We start from the raw sequence: 21,359 nt of genomic DNA on the forward strand, positions 1-21,359 counted from the left end.
GCAGAATTGCACGCCTGCCTACCTTCGCCACCGACTCGGGCACGCGTTCTGGTCGATCGCACTTGGTCATTCGACGGCGCCATGGACATGGCGCTTGCGATTGGATTCACCGGAGGTTCTTTTCATGGCAGGAGCAGCATGGAAGATCGACAGTGAGCGTTCGCGCATCGATTTCGAGGTGCGCTACATGGCATTTCAGCGCGTGTCGGGGGCGTTCAAACGATTTCGAGGCGAGATCCGGCTCGACGAAGAAGACGCCACCCGCTCGACGGTCGAGGTGCGGATCGATGCGCGCAGCATCCAGACCGACCGCAGCGACCGCGACGAGGAGCTGCGCCGCTCGTTCCTCGCCGTCGACCAGCATCCGGAGATCATTTTTCGCAGCCGCCGGGTCGAGCGCACCTCGGGCGGCAAGCTGCGCGTGCACGGGGATCTGCAACTGCGCGGGGTGAGCGGGGACGTCCTGCTCGAGACCACGCCGAAAGAGCGCCAGAACGGCACGGCTCATTTCGTTGCCAAGGCAACTGTCGATCGCACGCACTACGGCTCCCGCTGGAGCTCCGCCCTCGACTCGCACCCGGTCTTCATCGGGCGCGACGTCCATATCTTCATCGACGTGCAGGCCGAGCGGACGAACGAATCTTTGAAATGAACGATGGATGGCGCGACCACCGCGCCACGAAAGCAACGAAATCATCCAACGATGCTTGATGCCCGTTCGGGCATGGAGGAGCCATATTGCGACGATGAGCCGAAAATACGCTTTGGGGTACAGTACGTGCGGCTTCGCGGCCGGGCGGCCGATGCTGGAGCTGGTGCACAAGCTCGGCGAGCTCGGTTACGAAGGGGTCGAGCTCGAGCTCGATCGCGATCGCTTTCATCCCCACTACCACTCGCCCACCCAGCTCGGGGCCGTGGGCCGCGCGTGCCGCGAGGTCGGGCTGCGCATGGTTCTCGGTACGGGCGGGCGCCACGTGCTCACCGCCCGCCGCCACTACCCGAGCGCCATCTGCGCAGAGCCGGATGCACGGCGCGCCTGGGTCGATTTCGTGCGGGATTCGTTGAATCTCGCGGCGGAGATGCAGGTGGAGTGCGTCATGGTCCACTCCGGGTACACGCCCGAGGGGCTCCGCGAGGAGACCACGTGGGATCTCCTCGTCGACTCCATGGGCACCTTGGCCGAGCACGCCGCCAAGGTGGGGCAGCGCATCGCGGTCGAGTGGCATCCGGAGATGTTCCTCCGCACCGGGTCGCAGTACATCGCGCTCGCGCGGGACGTGGGGAACAAAGCCATGGGATGTACGTTCGACGTAGGCCACGCGCACTGCACGGAGGATGGTCCGCTGGGCGAGATCATCGAGACATTCGCCGCACATACGATTCACGTCCAAATGGAAGACATGCGCGATCGCGTCCACAAGCATCTTCCGCTCGGGGAAGGAGAGCTGAACTTTCGGGAGATATTCGGGGCCTTCGATCGAACCGAGTACGCAGGCGTCGTAGCCCTCGAGTTCAACGCCGGTGATCTCGGGGGCAACGGCGATCAATTGGCAGAACGGTCGATACGCTTCCTGCGGGACGTAGTTGGTTCGGGATGACCCCCAAAACAGGCAATCACCATCATTGAATAGCTAACCTCCCGAAGCAGTCTTCTTCGGAATCTTAAAAGGATGTCGTCATGGCACGAGCAATTTCATCGTCTGAAGGCGGCCCCACCCTTGGGGTCATGATTGTGGGTTTGGGCGGTGCGGTGGCAAGCACCGTCGTGGCGGGCGTCGAGCTCATGGCAGCGGGTCGCGCACCGGCCACGGGCATGCTGACCGAGACCGGGCACATGCCCGAGCACGGCCGGCTCTATCGTCGCCATGAGACGGATTTGGCGCCGCTGATCCGCGATGCGCTCGGCCTGGTGCCGCTGGACCGCATCGCCTTCAGCGGGTGGGACGTGCGACCGGCCTCGGTGCTGGAGGCGGTCGAGCGCGAGAAGATCGTCCCCTACCAGCTGGCGCAGCAGGTGGCGAATCGCTTGGAGAGCATCAAGCCGTTTCCGGCCGTGCGCAAGGCGAGCAGCGAAGGCGTCCTCCAGCTGCGCCAGAACATACGGGCGTTTCGGGAGGCCACGGGCGTGTCGCGCGTGGTCGTGGTGGACCTGACCCCCACGGCGCCGACGATCCCGATCTCCGAGACGCACACCTCGCTGGAGCGCTTCGAGGCGGCCATCGAGGAGAAGTCGCCGGCGATCAGCCCCGGCATGCTCTACTTCTACGCGGCGCTGCAGGAGAACGCCCCGTACGTCAACTTCACCCCCAACGTGAACGAGATCCCGGCGCTGGCGGAGCTCGCGAGCAAGAAGGGCGTTCCGTTCGCGGGGCGCGATGGCAAGAGCGGGCAGACGTTCCTCAAGACCGTCCTCGCCCCCGGGCTGCGCGATCGCCAGCTCCGGGTCCGCGGCTGGTTCAGCGCGAACATCCTGGGCAACAACGACGGGAAGGCCCTCTCGGATCCGCAGGCGTGCGCGACCAAGGTCACCTCGAAGGGCGCGGCGCTCGACGCCATCCTGGGCTACCCGGTCACCTCCGACGAGGGTGAGCCCACCCACGTGGTGACCATCCAGTACTACCCGCCCCGCGGCGACGAGAAAGAGTCGTGGGACAGCATCGACATCGAGGGGTTCTTGGGCAGCGTGATGCAGCTGAAGATCAACTTCCTCTGCCGCGACTCCATCCTGGCCGCGCCGCTCGTGGTCGATCTGGTGCGCTTCATCGAATACGCGCACAGGCGCGGTGAGGCCGGCCCGCAGGAGTTTTTGGGCGCCTACTTCAAGTCGCCGGTCTTTGCGCCGGGGCAGTTCGTGGTGCACGACTTCTTCGAGCAGCTCGAGGCGATCATGCAGAAGCTCCGCACCTGGTCGGAGGCCGACTCGGCCCCCGCGGCCCGCGTGGCGTAGCGCCCGGTCCACTCCTCGGTCATAGAGACGTCCTTCTCACGAGCGGTGACGCCCTCCTCGCAAATGGGGAGGGCGTTTCGCTTTAACGCGCAGTGGAAACGAGGAAGAGTGAAACCGCCAGGGCGCAAGGAGCGCTAGGTGGTTCGCCGCGAGGACGCGCGAGGAGCGCTAAGTTCATTGGGGTGTTTTGTCGGGAGAGGCTTTCGCTCTTTCCCCTTTTGCGACCCCCGGCGCCCTGGCGGTTGATTCGACGTCGCGCCTTTGGCGCGAGCCCATTGAGCCGCAGAGGACACGAGGAAGATTGAAACCGCCAGGACGCAACGATCGCCAGGCTTGCAAGGGTGGTTTTGTGAGCTTCAGCTTTTGGCTTTTTCTCTCTTTGGCGATCCCTGGCGCCCTGGCGGTTGGTTCTCTCTCGATCGAAACCTAGCGCGGGCCCATCAAGTCGGTGCGTTCGACGATTTGACGGCGGAGGTCGGGGGCGTGCGGATCAAGCCCTTCGAGGAGCTTGTCCGCGGGGGTACAGCCTTGGGAGGCGAGCTCGTAGAGGGGCACCAGGTGCACGCTCTCGTCTTTGCCGCCTTGGCTCATACGGGCGCGGCGAACGAGGCCGCCTTGGGCGATGGCGATGATTTGGAGCCCGAGCTCGGAGATGGGCTTGCCGCGGAAGCGCGCGGAGAGGCCCTCTTTCCAGATGGTCGCGCGCAGGGCGCTCACCTCGGCGAAGGTCCAATCGCGGCAGAGCGCCTCGGCCTCGGCGAGGGCCTTGGCGTCGTAGAAGATGCCCGTCCAGAGCGCGGGCAGCGCGCATGCGAGGCGGGACGACGGGGCGTCGGCGCCGCGGACCTCGATGGTCTTCTTCAAGCGCACCTCGGGGAAGAGCGTATTGAGGTGCATCTGCCAATCGCCTTGCGTGGGCTTGAGCCCCTCGAAGCCGTCGTTCCAGAAGCTACGGAAGGTCTGCCCGGTGTTCGCGTAGATCTTCCCGTGTCGCTTGACGAGGAACATGGGCACGTCGAGCGCCCACTCGGCATACGCTCGGTACGTGGCCCCCTCCTGCCAGAGCGGCTCCACCAGGCCCGCGCGATCGTTGTCGACGTCCAGCCAGACGCGCGCGCGATAGCTCTTTCCGCCGTGCGGCGCGCCTTCGAGCCATGGGCTGTTGGCGAAGAGCGCGGTGGTGATGGGCCCCATGGCGAGCGACACGCGCATCTTGCGCATGGCGTCTTCCTCGCTGGAGAAGTCGTAGTTGGCTTGCACAGTCGAGGTGCGCTGCATCATGTCGAGCGCGTGCGAGCCGCGCTTCGGCAAGTACTCGCGCATGATGGCGTAGCGGTCCTTGGGGACCCACGGCAGATCTTCGCGGCGCGCAAAGGGATGGAAGCCGACGCCCAGCCAGCGGATGTCGAGCTTGTCGCTGATGGGCTTGAGCTCCCGCATATGGCCGCGGAACTCGGCACAAACTTGGTGCACATTGTCCATGGCGGCGCCACTGAGCTCGAGTTGACCGCCCGGCTCCAACGTGATGCTGGCGCGGCCGCGCTTGAGCGCGATGATGGGGCCGTCCTCGTGCTCGCGATCGGGCTGCCAGCCGTGTTCGGCGATGAAGTAATTCAAAACGGCGAGGACACCGCGATCGCCGTCATATGGGATGGGAGCGAACGTCTTTCCGCATACGCCGGGCTTCTCCATTTCCGGGCCGATGCGGTGCTCGGACTCGGGTTTCTCGGCTTCGCGAAAAACGGTTAGGAGATCGTCGTACGATCGGATTGGCTGCTCGAGGCTCGGATCTGTCGAGGAGGGCACCCGAGGCTTCTTATCACACTATTTCTTCCGGTCGACCACGCAAGGCCCCCCGTCCGCACGGCCCGCTCGCGCGCTGCCAACAGGTGGCGCAGGTGCGAACGGGACTTGCTGACTTCGACAATCGGCCCTACGGCGCGCCGCGCTCCAACGTAAACGCTAACGCTGCGCGACCGCAAAGCTGGGACGCGCCGTCTTCTTGCGGTCGAAGATGCGGACCCTGCGCAGGAGCAAATCGAGCAGGAACACCACGATCGCGGCCAGAATGAAACGCGACCAGAGATCCTGGTGGTAGGAAATGGTCTCCCCAGCCGGATCGAAGATCGTCTTGGGATCGGGATCGAGCTTGCCCGACGTCACCTCGGCCGCACGCGTCAAGGTCACCGTGTCGGGCGCAAGGGCAAGGTATTCGCGCGGGTACGGGTTGGTGATGTGGCCGAAGCTTTCGGCCACGACCGCCGATTTGGTGCCCCCTTTTCCATCGTCGACCGCTTTTTCAAGCGCAGCGTGCAGCAGAAACGAGCCATAGCGATCGATGGGAAAGTCGACTTCATAGCGACCGGGCGCGGTCTGCCGCATCACGGCCCGCTTCGTCTCACCCCGATCCGGGCCACCGGCCTGCGCCGACGCGCCGCCCATCGGCCCGGTGATTTCGAACTTGCCGTCGAGCCCATTCTGAAACTTGTCGTCGCTGCCGATGGCGTCGATCGAAGCCTTCACGTGCCCGGTGGCCGGATCGATCTCGGCGCGCATATCGAGCTGCTGGCGGCGCTTCTGGCGCATGTGCTCGCGCACCAATTGGCCCCAGAATTGGCCATAGCCCGGCCAGCGCAGCCACTCCACCGCCCAGAGGTTCTTGACGTCGCTGGTCCATGCGAGCGACCAACCGAGCCCCACGTGCCAGCGCGCCAAAATGGGCTCCTCCAGCTCCGACTCCAGGATCTTCTGCGCGGGCGACGGCTTCATCTTGGTCGCCACATACCCGTGGAGGAACGGCGCCGATCGCACGTCCACCCCGCGCAAAAAGTCGGCAGGCGTCGCGACCCGCGGCTGGAAGTACTCTTCGACGGCGGCCGAGCGGCTCACCATCTCCGTCTCGCGCGTGAACACCCGCGGGAGCGACTGCGGATCGAGCACCTTGTAAAAGCGCCCGCCGCCGATGTCGGCCACCATGCGGAGCAAGGTCTCGTCCACCCCGCCGCCCAGGCCCACGGACGACACCGTGATCCCCTCGGCCACCATGGCCTGCACCAGATCGCGGACACCGTTGTTGGGCGCCTGCCCGTCGGTGAGCAGAATGACATGCTTTCTGCGCGCGCGGGTCACCGTGAGCGCCTGGTAGCCCGCGTCGAGCGCGCTGAAGATCTCGGTGCCGCCGCCGGGCTGGATGCGCGCGATATCGTTTTGGATGCGCGCGCGGTGCTTGGCGGGGGTCATCTTCACCACCCGCGTGGGCTGCGAGTCGAAGGCGATGACCTCGAGCAAATCGTCGCCCGAGAGCGTATCGGCGGTGGCCTTGGCGGCCGCCTTGGCCATCTCCAGCGGCATGCCGCTCATCGATCCGGAGCGGTCGATGACCAGCACCATCGCCACGCCCGGCTCGTCGCGGCGCTTTTCGGAGTCCATGCGCACGGGCAAGATGCGCTCGATGGTGGTGTGGTACCAGCCGCCGAGCCCATAGCCCGCCTCGCCGCCCGCGAAGAGAAAGCCGCCGCCCAGATCGCGCACGTACTGCTCGAGCGCCTCTTGCTGCGTGAGCGACACGGCCTCGGCGGGCGCGTCCGAGAGGATCACGAAGTCGTAGCGTTCGAGCTCGCGCAAGCTCGAAGGCAGCTCGCGCGGACCGCGCACATCGACGTCGAACTGCTGCGCGGACAGGGCGCTCGACAGATAGTTGGCGCGCGCCGTGTTTCCTTCCACATAGAGCACCGCAGGCCGCCCCGGCACCGCCGCCGTGACCGCGTAGCGGTTGTTCTCCTTGAAGTGGTCCTCGCCGATCTCGCTCAAGTCGAGCGCGTAGGTGACCTCCCCGGCCACGTGCACCACGCTCTTCCAGGTGACGTCGTTGTCGCCCGGCTTCAGGTCGAGCATCTTGACGCCATCGAGCCCGTTGATGGCCTCACCCTGCTTCAGCACGCCCTTTACGCGCTGCGCGCGGCTCGAGAACACATTGGCGTGCAGCTCGAACGGCTCGCCGACGTGCACCTTGTCCGGCACGCGCAGCTCGCGAACGGCCACCTCCCCCGGCACCGGCCGATGGTAGGGAACGGCGAAGATCTTCACCCCGAACTGGCGCGCGCGGTTGGCCTCCGCCAGCACGTCGCCGTCGGTCTGCACGCCGTCGGAGAGCACCACGGCGCGGCGCAGGTACCCTGCCGGGTAAAGGCCATACGAGAGCTGCAGCGCGCTCGCCAGATCGGTCGCCGCGCCCAAGCCCGTGTTCTTCGCGGTAGCGTTTGGAGCCGCCGGAGTCCCCGGCGCATGCGGCGCGCCCGGGGCGCCAGCCTCGCCCGCCGCCGCACCATGGCGCTCGAGGGCGGGCGCCGTCTTGGCGTCGTCCGCCAGCGGGACGACGCGGGGCCTGCGCGCAAAGGTGATCACGCGCACCAGCGCGTCGCTCGGCTTCTCGTCGAGGCCCTTTTGAATGGTGGCGCGCGCGTCCTCCAGCGCCAGATCGGGCACCGAGTCGGAGACGTCGACCACATACACGGTGCAGATCTTTTGCGTGGTGGCCGTCCGCGCCAGGCGGGCCAGGCCGAGGGCCAGCAAGGCCACGAAGGCCATGCGCAACACCACCGACAGGACGCGCTGCAAGAGCGGCAGATCGGCCAGGGAGCGCCCGATCATCCAGAGGAAGTACGGGGCCAAGAGCGCGATGCCCAGCATGCGCGGCGAGAGCAGCTCGTAGCTCTTGCCGCCGCGGGTCCACGCCAAGGTGGGGCCCGCGTTCCAGACGTACCGAAGGTACAGATACAGACCGAGGGCGCCCACGGCGACCACCAGCGCGCCAAAAGCGGCCCTCTTCACCCGAGGATTCGTGCGCGGGGTCATACCGTCACCCTCCGGTGGTAGGTGGCCCACTCGAGCGCGGTGAGGAGCACCGCCGCGAGCAGCAGATAAATCCAGATCTCGCGCCGCACGCCCACGTGGAAGCCCTCCACCTTGCCGGCCGTCTTGCCGTCGACCACCAGCTCGGGCGCGGGCGTGATCGCGCTCTCCTCCGCGTCGAGCAGGTTGGCCGCGAAGGCCGTCTTGCCGAGCGCGCTCGGCGGCTGCTCCGGCGCCGTGGCCACATTGCCGGCGGTGAGCTCGTAGAATCCGGCGCGCTCACCCAAGTACACGGCGCGCCCTTCGTGCACCGGCACCTTCTCCGTGGCGCCGCCCGGCAAGGTGAGGGTGGCCTCCGTGGCCTGCGTTCCCACCGGCACGCGCCACACGTCCCCGGTGCGGAAGCTCGAGATGTAGCGCGCGTCCTCGTCGGTGAAGAAGTTGACGGTGTTGAGCAGAAACAGCGGCCACGCCACCCGCAGGGGCAAATCCGAGTCGCGCACGTCGAACCCCACGGCCACGAATTTGTAGGCGCCGCGCGCTCCGGCCACCAGAATGGGCGACGAGCCCGCGAACGAGCCCACCACCTTGTCGGTCGCTTGCGGGACCAGCTTGTGGCCGCGCGCGATGTTCACGTCGTCGAGCGCGGTGAAGCGAACGATGGGGTGCTTTCGATCGATCTTGTCGAAGCCGGGCGAGACCAGCTCCGCCTCGATCTTCACCGGCGAGCCGGGGCCGCGCGGATCCAAGTACAGCGCGTGCGCGCGCGGCGGCGAGGCGGGGGTCACGCGGTCGAAGATGATCACCTCGAAGCCGCCGCCGCTGGCGTGCTTGTTCACGTATTCGGTGGGGTTCACCATGGTGACATCGAGGTACTCGTCGAGGAGCAGCGCCGCCTCGAGGTACGTGTTGCCCTCGGTCACCACCAGCACCTTGGCGCGCCGCCGCTCCGGCAAGAGCGCATAGGCGCGATCGTCGGCCGGCAGATCGTCGTGCGAGCCGTCCACGTTGGTGAGGCTCGCCTCCAAGGTGCGGCTCGCCCCCGACAAATTGGGGTAGAAGCGCGGCAGGCGCTCGCCCGGCATCAGCCGCAGCTTGGTGAGGTCGACCACATTGCCGTCGCCGAGCAACTTCAGCTCGATGTCCTGCTGCTCGGGCCCCGTGTTGGTCACCTCGAGCATCACCTCGTAGCGGCTCTTGTCGAGCGGATAGCGGCGCACGGAGAACTGCGTGATGCCGACATTGCGCTTCCCCGTGCCCACCGCCACGAAGCTGAGCTTGTCGTCGCCCAGGTGCACGGGCCCCGAGGCATCGAGCGCGGGCCCCAAGTTGCCGTCGGACACCACCACGATTTCGCCCAGCTCCACATTGCGGAGCGTGTCGGTCGCGAACCGCAGGGCGCGCGGAAAATCGGCGCGCGCGTCGGTGGCCTTCACCTCGTCGAGGGCGCGTTCGAGCTCCGAGGTGTCGCCGCTCATGGGCCCCAGCGGGGTGACCATGGCATCCATCTGCGCGATGAGCATACGATCGGCGCCGCCCAGGCCGCGGATCATGGCCTTCACCTCGTTCTTGGCCACCTCCAGGCGGCTCGGCGCCACGTCGGTGGCTTGCATCGATGCGCTGGCGTCGATCAGCACCACCAAGGTTCGCCCCTTCACCAAGGTGGCGGCCGCGCGCGGATCGCCCAGGGCAAAGACCAGCAGCGCCAAGAGCGCGAGCTGGAGCAGCAGCGACAGGAGCCGTTTCAGGCGCGAGAAGAGGGTCGTCGCCTCTTTGTCCTTGAGGATCCGCTGCCACAGCGGCGAGAAGGGAATGGCGACCGTGCGCCGCCGCAGGCGAAGGACATAGAGGCCCACCACCGCGGCACCCACGATGCCGAAGATGGCGGCCAGCTGGGCGAAGCCGAGGCCGGCGAAGATCACCGCAGGAACCCTCCGCGCCGGAAGACGCGCAAAATGAGCTCATCGAAGGGCACCGTCACGTCCGCGCGCACATAGGGCACTTGGCGGGTGGCGCAGAAGCGCTCGATGTCGTGGATGTATTTTCCGTACTCCTCGCGGAAGCGCGCGAGCACCTTGGGGGTGACGGTCACCTCGCGCTCGTCGCCCGTCTCGCAGTCGTAGAGGAGGACGTCGCCAAAGAGCTTCGGCTGCTCCTCGGCTTTGTCGACCACGTGCACCACGAAGGGGTCGAACTTGTTGTAGCGGAGCACGTTGATGCCGCGCTCGAAGCCCTGCGGATCGTACAAGTCGCTGATGAGCACCGCCAGGCCGCGCCGTTTGTGCTGGGCGACGAAGGTCTTGAGGGCGTCGCCCAGGTCGGTCGCTCCGGCCGGCGTAAGCTCGCGCAAGAAGCGAAACACCTTGAAGATGCGCGCTTTGCCGCGGGTCTCCGCCATGCGCATCATCACGCGATCGCTGGTGGAGACGATGCACACGCGATCGAGGTTCGCCAGGCCCACATAGGCGAGCGCCGCGCAGATGCGCTTGGCGTAGCGGAGCTTGTCGCCGCCGCCGAAGGCCATCGAGCCCGAGGCGTCGACGATGAAATAGATGGCCAAGTCCTCTTCTTCTTCGAAGAGGCGCAAGAGGAGCCGGTCGAAGCGCTGGTAGACGTTCCAATCGAGGTAGCGAAAGTCGTCGCCCGGCTGGTACTCGCGGTGATCGGCGAACTCCACGCCGCTGCCCGTCTTTTTGGTGCGCCGCTCGGCGCGCATGCGGCCGGCGAACACGCGCCGGCTCACGATGGCCAGGTAGTCGAGCTTTCGCTGAAAGTCGTCGTCGAAGAGATCTTCGCCTCCCGCGCTGCGCCCCCCTTCGCTGCGCCGCGAGCCGAAAGGGAGCGATTGGCGAAGGCTCTCAAGCAGCCCCAACGTGCGCTCCCTTGGCCCCGCCCGTAAGGCCGGCCTTGGTCTCCCCCACCGACTTGAGGATGGCCTCGATCACCTGGTCGCTCTTGATGCCCTCGGCCTCGCCCTCGAAGTTGAGGAGCACGCGATGGCGCAGCGCCGGCAGCGCCACCGCCCGCACGTCGTCGATGCTCCCCGCAAAGCGCCCCTCGAACAGCGCGCGGATCTTGGCCGCCAAGAGCACCGCTTGCGCGCCGCGCGGCGAGGCGCCGAAGCGCACATAGCGCTTGGCGATGTCGGGCGACTCCGGGCCCTCGGGGTGCGTAGCTTGGAGCACGCGGATGGCGTAGTCCTGCACGTGCCGCGCGATGGGTACCTGGCGCACCAGCTTCTGCATCGCCAGGATCGACTCTTTGTCGAGCACCGCGCTGCGCCGCCCGTGCGACTCGCCGGTGGTCAAGTCGAGGATCTGGTGCAGCTCCTCCCGGTTGGGGAAGGGCACGTACAGCTTGAAGAGGAAGCGATCGAGCTGCGCCTCGGGCAGCGGGTACGTTCCCTCCATCTCGAGGGGGTTTTGCGTCGCGAGCACCACGAACGGCTCGTCCAAGGTGTACGTCTGCCGCCCCACCGACACGCGGTGCTCCTGCATGGCCTCGAGCAGGGCGCTCTGCGTCTTGGGGGTGGCGCGGTTGATCTCGTCCGCCAGCACGATGTTGGCGAAGATGGGGCCCTTTCGAAACTCGAACGCCTTGGCGCCGTGCTGCGTCTCGTCGATGACGGTGGTGCCCAGAATGTCGGCCGGCATCAAGTCGGGCGTAAACTGAATGCGCGAGAACGTCAGGTGCATCACCTCGGAGAGCGTGCGCACCAGCATGGTCTTTCCAAGCCCCGGCACACCTTCCAGGAGCGCGTGCCCGCCCGCGAGCATGCACGTGAGCACCCCGTCGACGACCTCGCGATTGCCGATGATGGCGCGGCCGATCTCCTCCCGCGCCGTCGCGATCTGCTGCCGAAAATGCTCGACTTGGGCTCTCACTTGGGACGAAACGTCATTCGGCTCGGTCATGGTTCCTCGTTCCTGATCTTCCGCTCCCGCTCTTCTCGCTCCCGTACACGTTCCCGTTCCCGTACACGTTCCCGATCTTTCTTCCTACCGGCCACCCCGACGCGACGAAGATCGTGTGCAGGAACCGGCAAGGGAACGTGTACGCGAAGAAGATCCAACCGCCAGGACGCGAGGGTCGCAAGGCTCGGCAGAAGCGTTGAAGAGAATTTTTCGAGCTTCTCTCGTTGCGGCCTTCGCGCCCTGGCGGTTAATCCCCATCCCGCTAGTCCCTCGGGCGAATCAATTGAAAGTAGCGCCGCACGTAAAAGCGATACCCGCCCGGTATCTCGTCCTTGTTGAGCGCTTCCTCCGCCACGTTGTGGTACTCGGTGTAAACCTTCGTATACCCGCGCGAAGCAAAGCCGCGCTCCGCGGCGCCTTGGATCACTTCGCTCCGGCTCGAGCCCTGCCCGGTGTCCTGCCCGGCCACCTGCGTATCTTGCGTGCCCACGGTGGGGTTCGTGGCGCCGCCCTGCACATGCCCATCGTGGCCGGTGCCGAAGCCGCGCGGGTTGGGCGAGTTTCCGCTGCCGCCTTGGTTTTGCCCGTTCTGGCCCTGGCCGGATTGCCCGCCGCCTTGGCCTTGCCCGCGCGTGAGCATCAGGATCTTTTCGCCGTTGGGCCCCACCACCCAAATTTCGCCTTTGCCGCCGCCTTGGCCTTGCTGCCCGCCCTGGCCATTTTGCCCTTGGCCTTGCTGCCCGCCCTGGCCTTGTTGCCCGCCTTGACCGTTCTGCCCTTGGCCCTGCTGCCCGCCCTGCCCTTGCTGCCCCTGGCCTTGCTGCCCGTCGTTGCCCTGGCCCTCTTGTCCTTGGCCTTGCTGCCCGCCCTGGCCGCCCTGCCCGCGCGCGCGCTGCTGAAAGCGTTGCAGGCGCACCATCTGCTGCTGCCCGCCCTGCCCTTGCTGCCGCAGCATCTCCCGCAGCTCCTGGATCTTTTGCCGTAGCTGCTCCTTCTCCTCCTGCGACATTTCTTCCTGGGCCATGCGGTTGATGTCCTCGGCCCCGCGCTCCAAATCGTCGGCCGACGCGCCCAGATCCTTCATCAAATCTTCCGCCGCCTGCGAGAGCTCGCGATCGAGCCGATCGAGCTGCCGGCCTGCGTTCTGCTGCTCCCTCTGCTCGCGGGTGAGCCGCTCGAGCTCGCGTTCGCGCTTTTGCAGGAGGCTCTTTTCCTGTTCGCTGGCCCCCGCATCGCCCATCTTCTGGCGCTGCTGCAAGAGCTGCTTCTCGAGCTCCTCGCGCCGTTGGGCGAGGGCCTCCTCGCGCTTGGCCTGGTTGGCGGAGGCTTGCTTCAGCGCCTCGCGCATCTTCTCGAGCTGCGCCTTGTCGGCGTTCTTGCCCTGCTCGCGGAGCTTCTTGGCCAGGTCCTGCAGCTGCTTCTCCGCGTCGACCAGGTTCTTGTTCTCCAGGGCCTCGCCCGCCTTCTTCGTCAGCTCGGCCTTCTTCAGCTCCTCGCCGATCTTTTGCAGCGCGGCCTCCAGCGCCTTGGCGTCGGCCTCGCGGCCCTCGAGGAGCTTGTCCTCCAGCGCCTGCATGCGGCGGAAGGCCTCCGTGCGATCGAGGCGCTTGGCGGCCAGGTCTTCGATCAGCTGGTTGAACTCCGCGGTGGCGGCCTTGGTCTGCTCGCTCTGATCCTTTTGCTCCATTTGATGGAGGAACTCGCGCATCGCGTCGAGATCGTCCGGGGTGACCTCCACCGCGTCGATGGTCTTGGCCAAGGTGGGCGCCACATGGTGGCGAACCTCGAAGAGCGCGAGCACCACCAGCGCGATGCCCAACCCCACGGCCAGCGGGGTGTCCCGCGGCATGGTCAGGGGGACCGCTTTTTTCGGATCGATCTTGCCGGCGAAGGTCACCGCGTCGGCCATGGCGGCCTGCATGAACGCGGTCTGCTCCGACGCGGGGAGCTCGCCGAACGAGAGCGCGCTCGAGAGACGGTCGGAGAGGCCGTGGTAGCGGTCGAGCGCCACCGCGCCCGCGCGGGCGGCCAACGGGCGGCCGTAGGTGACCACCGCCACCACCACCAGCTGCAGCGCCGCGAGGCCCAGGAGCACGCGCGCCGTCCACTCGGAGACGACCCCGGTCTTTCGCAGGGTGAGCGCCACCGCGGCCACCAGAAACCCGATGGCCAAGGAGGTCACGCTCGAGGCCAGAGCACGTCCGAGGCGGATGCGCCGTTCGGCAGCGAGCGCGGCTCTATGAATGTCGTGAAGATCGCGCACGCTCATCATGATGGCTCGGCCAAGAGTCTCCTTCCTCGACTACCTACTGTACTACTTCTTCCCTCTTCTGGTTTCACGCTCCAGCCAGTCAAAACGCTCGCAGAGGTCAGGTCCCTCCTTCTGACGGTCAAAGCGCCGCAAAGTTGGAGACATTCCTAGGCTCGGTGAAATTTCCATCGAGCCTTCCTACGAGCTTACCTCTTACCGATGCATGGCGAGCCCGAGTGCGAGCCCCGCGACGAAAAAAATGAAGGCAACGAACAGCAATGTCACCACCACGTGGGAGCGCGACGGACGCCGGCGCCCCGGGATCCCCAGCATCCCGAGGGACAGCCGCGAGGTGGCCGACTGCGAGGCCGCCACGCTGGTGAGGCTCGTGCGCGATACCCGCGACATCCCCGAGAGCCGCAGAGCACCCGTCGCGCCCGACGCCGGAGGAAACGACGAGCGAAGCGCGCGATCGGCCTCCTCGCGACGGCCTTCACCGTCGAAGGCGCCCTCGCCTCCGCGCGCGCCCAATGAGGCTGGCAGCGCCGGGGTGGCCCCCGTCACGGGCGGCACCGACTCGGGCGAAAAAGGCCGCAGCGCCAGCGCGCCCTCGCGCTCACCCTCGTCGCCATCGCCATCGCCGCCGTCGCGTTGAGCCAGCGCCTCCCCATAACGCGACGTGACCATTCGTCCTTTCGAGCTCGTCTTCGATCGCATCGACACCCCTCCGCTACCGGCAGCCGCACCGTTGGTGCGTGCAAGATCCTCGCGCGCGGCCTGGAGCACCGCGCGCAGCTCCTGCCGTCCCGGCTCGGTGTCGATGTTCTCGCGGATGGCGCGGCGAAATTCTTCGGCGGAGAGGGTGCGCGCCTCGGGATCGGGCGCGAGCGCGGCGGCCACCGCGTCCGCCAGCCTCTCCGGAAGATCGGGCCTCAGGGCCGAGAGGGGCGCGAGCCGCGGATTTTTCATCGCGCGGAGCATTTCGACCTCATCGTTTCGGTACTTTGCGAAGGGGGCGAAGCCGGTGGCCAGACGCCACGCCAGAAGCGCGGCCGCGTACACATCGGCGCGCTCGGTGACCGGATCGCCGCGGGCTTGCTCGGGCGACATGCACCCGAGCGTCCCCTTCACCAGACCGAGCTGCGTGGTCGACGCGACCCCGAGCATTTTCGCCATTCCAAAGTCGGTGAGCTTTGCGTCGCCCGTCCAATCGAGCAGCACGTTGGAGGGCGACACGTCGCGGTGCACGATGGGCGGCGTCTGATGGTGGGCGTAGTCGAGCGCCGAGAGCACCCGCTCCATGATGTGCCACCCCGCCAGATCGGCGAGCCGCTCCCCGCGCGTGGAGAGAAAGCGCAAGAGGCGCCCGAGCGCGACGCCTTCGACGTAATCGAACACCAGCGCCGCCACCCCGCCCTCCTCGACGAGCGCGCGCACCTGGACAATGGCAGGATGCGACAACCGAACGCACAGCGATGCTTCGCGCGCCAGGGTTTCGGACTCGGCCTTTTGCTTGGTGTTGTCGCTCAGCACCTTGACGGCCACCAGGCGGCCGCCTTTGCTGCGTGCAAGATACACTTGTCCGGCGCCCCCCGAGCCGAGTCGCTCGAGCACCTCGAATCCACCGATGGCAGAGGGTTGGCCCTCGTTCGGAAAAAGCATGAAAGGTACGCTCCACCGGGCGCTGTCAGGGCTTTCCCTTCGAAATGGTACACTCGTCGCGATGAGACTTCCCGCGATTCGCATCGCGGTCGCGCCCGACGCGGCCTGCGCGGCGCCTGGCTCCTTTCTCTCGATCCGGAGTTTTCAACTCGTCGCCCACTACCCCAATGGCTCCAGCAGCGAGCCTTTTGCATATGACATTGTGGGTCGTCGTGCGCTGGACGCGGTTATTATCCTAGCACACCACACATCCCCTGACGGCGAGGTGCGGGTGTTTCTGCGGTCATGTGTGCGGCCGCCCATCGTCTTGCGGGAAAAGCCCAGCGAGTCCCCCGAGCTTTGGGAGGTACCTGCTGGGCTGGTCGAGCCCGATGAAGCGCCCCGAACGGCGGCGGTGCGGGAGCTCGCCGAAGAATTGGGCATCACCGCCTCCGAAACGGCACTCGAAGAATTGGGGCCCTGGACGTATCCTGCCCCTGGATTCATTGGAGAGCGCCAAATCTTCTTTCATGTGCCCGTCGACCCGAACGAAAGGCAGAAACCGACCGAAGATGGCTCCGCGCTCGAGCGCGAGGCCGCCATCGCGCTCGTGCCCCTTCGCGATGCGCTGGATCTGGCGCGCCAAGGCAAGCTCCGCGACGCGAAAACCGAACTTGCGCTGCGCAGGCTCGCCGACCTCCTGATTCGGCCTTAGAACTCCAATGACAACGACCGTGGGGAAGCCGCCGATCATCTCGCAGCCGCAGCAGACGCCGCCGAAGCATGTGGATGCCCCGAACGAGCCCCGGCGCGTGCTGGTCCTGGCCAAACGCACCTCGTACCGCACCTTCGTGGAGGAGCAGAAAGACGCGAAGATCCGCGAGCTCCTCGACCGCGGCGATCCCACCGTCATGCGCCTTCGCAAGTCGCACGAGGCGCACGAGGAGACCATGCAGGAGGTCACCTCGGCGCTCTCGGCCCTGGGCGCGGAGGTCACCGTGCAGATCGGACCCCGCGCGCCCTTTCGCTGCGAGGGGCTCGATCTGGTGCTCACCGTGGGCGGCGATGGAACCTTGCTCGCCGCGTCCCATCAAGTGGGCCCCGGCGTCCCGCTCCTTGGCGTGAATAGTGCGCCCGAGAGCTCCGTGGGCTTCTTCTGCGCGGCCGCGAAAGGGAGCGTGCTCGAAGCGTTGCGCGGTGCCTTCGACGGGACCTTGCCGAAGACGGAGCTCGCGCGCATGCAGGTGGAGCTCAACGATCGATGCATCCACAAGCGCGTGCTGAACGAGCTGCTCTTTTGCCATTCGTGCCCGGCTGCGACCACGCGTTACATTTTGCGCCTCACGCATCCCAACGGGGAGTTCATCGAGGAGGACCAGCGCTCGAGCGGGCTCTGGATCGGGCCGCCCGCAGGCTCGACCGCAGCGCAACGAAGCGCGGGCGGGAACGTTTTGCCGCTCTCCTCGAAGCGCCTGCAGTTCGTGGTGCGCGAAGCGTACGTGCGCCTGGGAGGCTCGTTGCGCCTTCCGATGGGCCTCGTGGAAGACGGTGGCACGGTTTCGATTCACTGCAAGATCCGCGAGGGAAAGGCGTTCCTCGATGGGCTGCACATCGTGCACGATGTCGGAATGGGGGACCGGTTGGTGATGCGTCGATCGGATGAAACGCTCACCGTCCTCGGCTTGACGCGCCGCGATGGCAGTTGATGTCACCCGGCAGCGGGCGCCGCAACCTTCGCGATGTTCATGAAAAAAGGTGAACGCGGACGAGAACCTGACCAAGATGTGACGAGGGAAAGATTCGCCATTTCGTCGGAGCTCGGCTAGATCCCCGGGCGCGAGCATGGCGAAAATTGGATTCGAGATCATCGGGACGGGGCACTACGTACCGGGCGCACCGGTAACCAATCACGATCTCGCTCGGGTGATGTCCACATCGGACGAGTGGATCTACCAGCGCTCCGGCATCCGTCAGCGCCACTTCGCGCCCGACGGTACGGGGCCGTCCGATCTGGCGTTCGAAGCGTCGAAGCGCGCGATCGAAGCGGCGGGCATCGCGGCGAAGGACATCGACTACATCCTGTTCGCCACCATGACGCCCGACTACGTGTTTCCGGGCTCGGGCGCCCTCCTTGGCGCGAAGCTCGGGATCCCTGGCGTCGCGGCCCTCGACATCCGCCAGCAGTGCGCGGCGATGCTGTTCGGGCTGCAGATGATCGATGGCTTGATTCAAACCGGCGCGGCCAAGACCATCCTCTTCGTGGGCGCGGAGGCGCACGCGGGCTTCATGCCCTGGGAGGATTGGAGCGTGCTCGATCCCAACAGCGCTCGCGAGGCGTCCCCGGAGGACCGCGCGCGCGCCGACAAGCACCGCAACCTGGCCGTCCTCTTCGGAGACGGCGCGGGCGCGCTCATCTTCCGTGCGACCGATCGCGACGCGGGCCTTCGCGGGTTGAAGCTCCACTCCGATGGCCGCTCCGCCGAGCTTCTCTATGTCCCCGGCGGCGGCTTCCGCGCGCGCCCCTACTGGCGCGCCGACAGCTACGAGAACCAGGAGCACGTCCCGCGCATGGATGGCCGCGAGCTGTTTCGCTTCGCCGTCACCAAGCTGCCGCAGACCGCGCGGGCGCTGTGCGAGCAGCAAGGGGTCAAGCTCGACGAAATCGACTGGTTCTTGGCGCACCAGGCCAATAAGCGCATCAACGATTACATCCGTGATCAGCTCGGGGTACCCTCCGAGAAGCTCCCGTCGAACATCGACCGCTTCGGAAATACCAGCGCCGGCACCCTGCCGATCCTCATCGACGAGCAGATGCGCGCTGGAAATCTAAAGCGCGGACAGCTTTCCATGGTGCTGGCGCTCGGCGCGGGCATCCATTGGGGCTGCGCTTTCTTCCGATTCTGAGCGTGCTAAGGTCCTGCCTATGACACGTACACGATCGCACCAGTCGCATCGGGCGCACCAGTCGCATCGGGCGCACCGCACGTGCACGGCGGCGATTCTTGCCTTGGCTTTGACCTCGTCAGGTTTGGGACTCTTCGCGGCGTTCGCAGGGGAAAAAGACGCGCACGCGTCCGTCTCCATCAGCATCGCGTTCGACTCGTTGGTTCAAGACTCGGTCAGCGCCGGGGTAATGACCCCCGTCGAGCAATACGCAGCTTGGGAAAACGGACGCATTTACACGTACACGCGTGTCCACGTCGACAACGCCATCGCGGGCGACCTGGGCACCGGCGCCGAGGCCTGGATCGTCACCTTGGGTGGCGTGATCGGGAACGTCGGTCAGCTGGTCGACGGCGAGGCCGTGCTCCACGTGGGCGAATCGACCCTGCTCTTCGTCCGCCCCGATCCCAAGTTCCCCGGGTTGTACATGGTGACCTCGCGCGGCCAGGGCCAGTACGGGGTCTCGGTCGACGCCAAGACCAAGGTCAAACGCCTCGTGATCGGCAACGGTCACGGCGCCGTTCTTCCACCGCCCCCCGTCCCCGGCCCCGTGGTGCCCAAGGACGGCAAGGTGCTCGCGCGCGATGCCATCGCCGGGCGGCCGCTCGACGAAACGATCCGCACGGTCGCCGGCGCGTGGGGACGACTGCATGCGAAATAAGCGCGCGGCGGTCTGGGCGCTCGCGGCGAGCGCGCTCCTCACAACTTCCTTTTCGGCTCGGGACGCGGCGGCGTTTTGCCGCACCACCACCGAGAACTGCTCGGGCGCGTGCTGCACCGCGGGCAAGCCGCTCTACTGGAAGAACGTCTGCGTCGGCTACAGCCTGCAGAAGGACGGGACCAAGCAGATCCCGTTCAACACGGTGCAGACGATCGTCCGGAACGCGTTCGACAAATGGACGAACGTCGACTGCGGCGCCGGCAAGAAGGTCACCCTCGACTTTCGCCAGCTCGACAACGCGGCGTGCTCCGAGGTTCGCTACAACCAGAAAGCGGCGAACCAAAACCTCATCGTCTTTCGCGACGCCGACTGGGATCACACCGACAGCTCCAGCACCTTGGGCCTGACCACGGTGGTCTACAACCCCGAGAGCGGTGAGATCTTCGACGCCGACATGGAGATCAACACCGCCCAGCAGGTGCTCTCCGTCGCGAACCCCGTCCCCCCCGGCGGCTACGACTTCGACAGCATCGTCACCCACGAGGTCGGGCATTTTCTCGGCTTGGCGCACTCGAGCAACGCCGACGCCACCATGACCCCGAAGTACAACGCGGGCACCCAGGACATGCGCGATCTCGCCCCCGACGACATCGCGGGCGTGTGCAGCATTTACCTGTCCGCCGACGGTCAACCCGGCGCCCAGTACGGCCGGCGCGCCACCAGCGAAGGCCGCGCCGTGGGCGCAGACGCGTGCGACCCCACCCCGCGCCACGGCTTCTCCGTCCAGTGCAACGAGGCGTCGGGCGACAAAGGCGGCGGCTGCTCGATCGGCGCGACCCGCTCCGACTTGGAAGCCTCGAGCACGTCTGGCGCAAGCACGACCGGCCTCTTCGCGGCGCTCGGCATGGTGCTCACCGCGGGCTTCGTGCGACGAAGAAACGTTCTGCGGCGGAAATGAGCGGTCGCGGAGCCCGGGGCGGTCTGCTCGTCGTAGCGGGGGAAGCTTCGGGGGACCGCGCCGCGGCACGGGTGATGACGGAGCTCGGCCCGATGGTCGACTGGCGCGCGCAAGGCGCCTTTGGCCTGGGCGGGGCCGCGCTCCAGTCTGCCGGGGTCGAGCTGGTGGCCGACCTGCGCGACATCACGGCGCTGGGCATCACCGAGGTCGCGATGCGCGCGCTGCCCATCGCCCTGGCGCACACGCGCATCGTGGCTGCGGCCAAGAAATACCGTCCGCGGGCGGCGTTTCTGGTCAACTACAGCGAGTTCAACACGCTCTTGGCGGGGCGGCTGCACGCGGCCGGGGTGCGCGTGCTCTGGTACATCGCCCCGCAAATTTGGGCATGGCGCGCGGGCCGGGCGCAAACCCTCCGGCGCCTCATCGACCGCATGGCGGTCATTCTGCCCTTCGAGGAGCGACTCTGGCAGCGCGCGGGGGTCGACGCGCACTACGTCGGCCACCCGGCGCGCGAGGCGCAGGCGATGGACCGCAAGGTCGCGCGCGACGCGCTGGGGCTCACGCCGTATGCGTCGGCCGTCGCCATTCTGCCCGGCAGCCGCCCCCACGAGGTGCGCGCGCACTTGCAGATCATGCTGCAGGCGTACGAGCGCGTGCGCAGCGATCGGGCGAGCCTCGATGGGCGCATTTTGCTCGCGTCCAGCCTGGATCCGCGCACCAAAGCGTATGTTCGCGATCTGTCCCTGATCTCGCGCGTGCCCATTTTTTCCGTCGATCCCTACGTGGGCGCCACCCCCATCCTCGGCGCCTTCGACGCGGCCCTGTCGGCCTCGGGGACCGCCTCGCTCGAGGCCGCGCTCGCGCGGGCCGTGCCGGTCATCGTCTATCGAACGGGGCTCGTCACCGAGCTCGTGGCCCGCACCTGCCTCACCACGCCACGCATTTCGCTGCCGAACATCTTGCTGGGGCGCGCCGCCTTCACCGAGCTCGTGCAGCGCGAGGCCGATGTCTCGCACGTGGCCAAGGCGCTCGCGGCCACGTTGAGCGCCCGGCGTGAGCTGCTCAAGGCCTGCGACGAGATCGAGTCCATTTTGGGCCTGCCGCGCTCGCCCTCGAAAGAGGTGGCTGGCATGCTCGCGCCTTGGCTCTCGTGACCCCATTGTCTCCCCGTACGGGCAGTCACTCGCGCTTCG

At 66.8% G+C, this 21,359-nt stretch carries 16 protein-coding genes; 9 read left to right on the top strand and 7 right to left on the bottom strand.

Features of this window, described 5'->3' with window-relative positions; translation table 11 throughout:
• Nucleotides 1-124: 124 nt before the first annotated feature.
• From LZC94_22300 to LZC94_22310, 3 genes are all read left to right on the top strand, one after another.
• Nucleotides 125-652, top strand: coding sequence for a YceI family protein (locus LZC94_22300; GenBank protein ID WXB19941.1), 528 nt, complete (start codon nt 125-127; stop codon nt 650-652).
• Between the two features lie 94 nt (nt 653-746).
• Entirely contained in the window at nt 747-1,598 is an 852-nt protein-coding gene (locus tag LZC94_22305; GenBank protein ID WXB19942.1) for a sugar phosphate isomerase/epimerase, read from the top strand.
• 152 nt (nt 1,599-1,750) lie between these two features.
• The gene (locus LZC94_22310) at nt 1,751-2,947 is read left to right on the top strand and encodes an inositol-3-phosphate synthase (GenBank protein WXB19943.1); all 1,197 of its coding nucleotides are present in this window, start codon (nt 1,751-1,753) and stop codon (nt 2,945-2,947) included.
• A 426-nt stretch (nt 2,948-3,373) separates the two neighbouring features.
• Here the strand turns inward: LZC94_22310 and LZC94_22315 are convergent, their stop codons facing one another.
• From LZC94_22315 to LZC94_22345, 7 genes are all read right to left on the bottom strand, one after another.
• Nucleotides 3,374-4,753, bottom strand: a complete 1,380-nt coding sequence (locus tag LZC94_22315) for a glutamate-cysteine ligase family protein (protein WXB19944.1) — start codon at nt 4,751-4,753, stop codon at nt 3,374-3,376.
• A 156-nt stretch (nt 4,754-4,909) separates the two neighbouring features.
• Complete coding sequence (locus LZC94_22320; protein ID WXB19945.1) at nt 4,910-7,801, bottom strand: VWA domain-containing protein; 2,892 nt, start codon at nt 7,799-7,801, stop codon at nt 4,910-4,912.
• Nucleotides 7,798-9,720 (bottom strand): VWA domain-containing protein, encoded by a 1,923-nt coding sequence (locus LZC94_22325; protein WXB19946.1) that lies wholly within the window; start codon nt 9,718-9,720, stop codon nt 7,798-7,800. Before LZC94_22325 ends, LZC94_22320 begins: the two co-directional genes overlap by 4 nt.
• The gene (locus LZC94_22330; protein WXB19947.1) at nt 9,717-10,670 is read right to left on the bottom strand and encodes a DUF58 domain-containing protein; all 954 of its coding nucleotides are present in this window, start codon (nt 10,668-10,670) and stop codon (nt 9,717-9,719) included. The genes LZC94_22325 and LZC94_22330 overlap by 4 nt, the downstream gene beginning before the upstream one ends.
• The gene (locus LZC94_22335) at nt 10,657-11,712 is read right to left on the bottom strand and encodes a MoxR family ATPase (protein ID WXB19948.1); all 1,056 of its coding nucleotides are present in this window, start codon (nt 11,710-11,712) and stop codon (nt 10,657-10,659) included. Before LZC94_22335 ends, LZC94_22330 begins: the two co-directional genes overlap by 14 nt.
• A gap of 262 nt (nt 11,713-11,974) precedes the next feature.
• Entirely contained in the window at nt 11,975-13,984 is a 2,010-nt protein-coding gene (locus LZC94_22340) for a hypothetical protein (protein WXB19949.1), read from the bottom strand.
• Between the two features lie 192 nt (nt 13,985-14,176).
• Entirely contained in the window at nt 14,177-15,625 is a 1,449-nt protein-coding gene (locus tag LZC94_22345) for a serine/threonine protein kinase (protein ID WXB19950.1), read from the bottom strand.
• Nucleotides 15,626-15,686: 61 nt separating this feature from the next.
• On the opposite strand from LZC94_22345, the gene LZC94_22350 reads away from it, so the two are divergent.
• The 6 genes from LZC94_22350 to lpxB all read left to right on the top strand — a co-directional run bounded on the left by LZC94_22350 (nt 15,687) and on the right by lpxB (nt 21,320).
• Nucleotides 15,687-16,319 (top strand): NUDIX hydrolase, encoded by a 633-nt coding sequence (locus LZC94_22350; protein ID WXB19951.1) that lies wholly within the window; start codon nt 15,687-15,689, stop codon nt 16,317-16,319.
• A gap of 7 nt (nt 16,320-16,326) precedes the next feature.
• Nucleotides 16,327-17,310: an NAD(+)/NADH kinase gene (locus tag LZC94_22355; GenBank protein ID WXB19952.1), complete on the top strand. Its 984-nt coding sequence runs from the start codon at nt 16,327-16,329 to the stop codon at nt 17,308-17,310.
• Nucleotides 17,311-17,446: 136 nt separating this feature from the next.
• Nucleotides 17,447-18,508, top strand: coding sequence for a ketoacyl-ACP synthase III (locus tag LZC94_22360; protein ID WXB19953.1), 1,062 nt, complete (start codon nt 17,447-17,449; stop codon nt 18,506-18,508).
• 19 nt (nt 18,509-18,527) lie between these two features.
• Nucleotides 18,528-19,208, top strand: coding sequence for a hypothetical protein (locus LZC94_22365; protein WXB19954.1), 681 nt, complete (start codon nt 18,528-18,530; stop codon nt 19,206-19,208).
• Nucleotides 19,198-20,166: a matrixin family metalloprotease gene (locus LZC94_22370; GenBank protein WXB19955.1), complete on the top strand. Its 969-nt coding sequence runs from the start codon at nt 19,198-19,200 to the stop codon at nt 20,164-20,166. The genes LZC94_22365 and LZC94_22370 overlap by 11 nt, the downstream gene beginning before the upstream one ends.
• The gene (gene lpxB / locus LZC94_22375; protein WXB19956.1) at nt 20,163-21,320 is read left to right on the top strand and encodes a lipid-A-disaccharide synthase; all 1,158 of its coding nucleotides are present in this window, start codon (nt 20,163-20,165) and stop codon (nt 21,318-21,320) included. Before LZC94_22370 ends, lpxB begins: the two co-directional genes overlap by 4 nt.
• Nucleotides 21,321-21,359: the final 39 nt, after the last annotated feature.

The organism is Sorangiineae bacterium MSr11954 (assembly GCA_037157815.1).
Lineage (GTDB): Bacteria > Myxococcota_A > Polyangia > Polyangiales > Polyangiaceae > Pendulispora > Pendulispora albinea.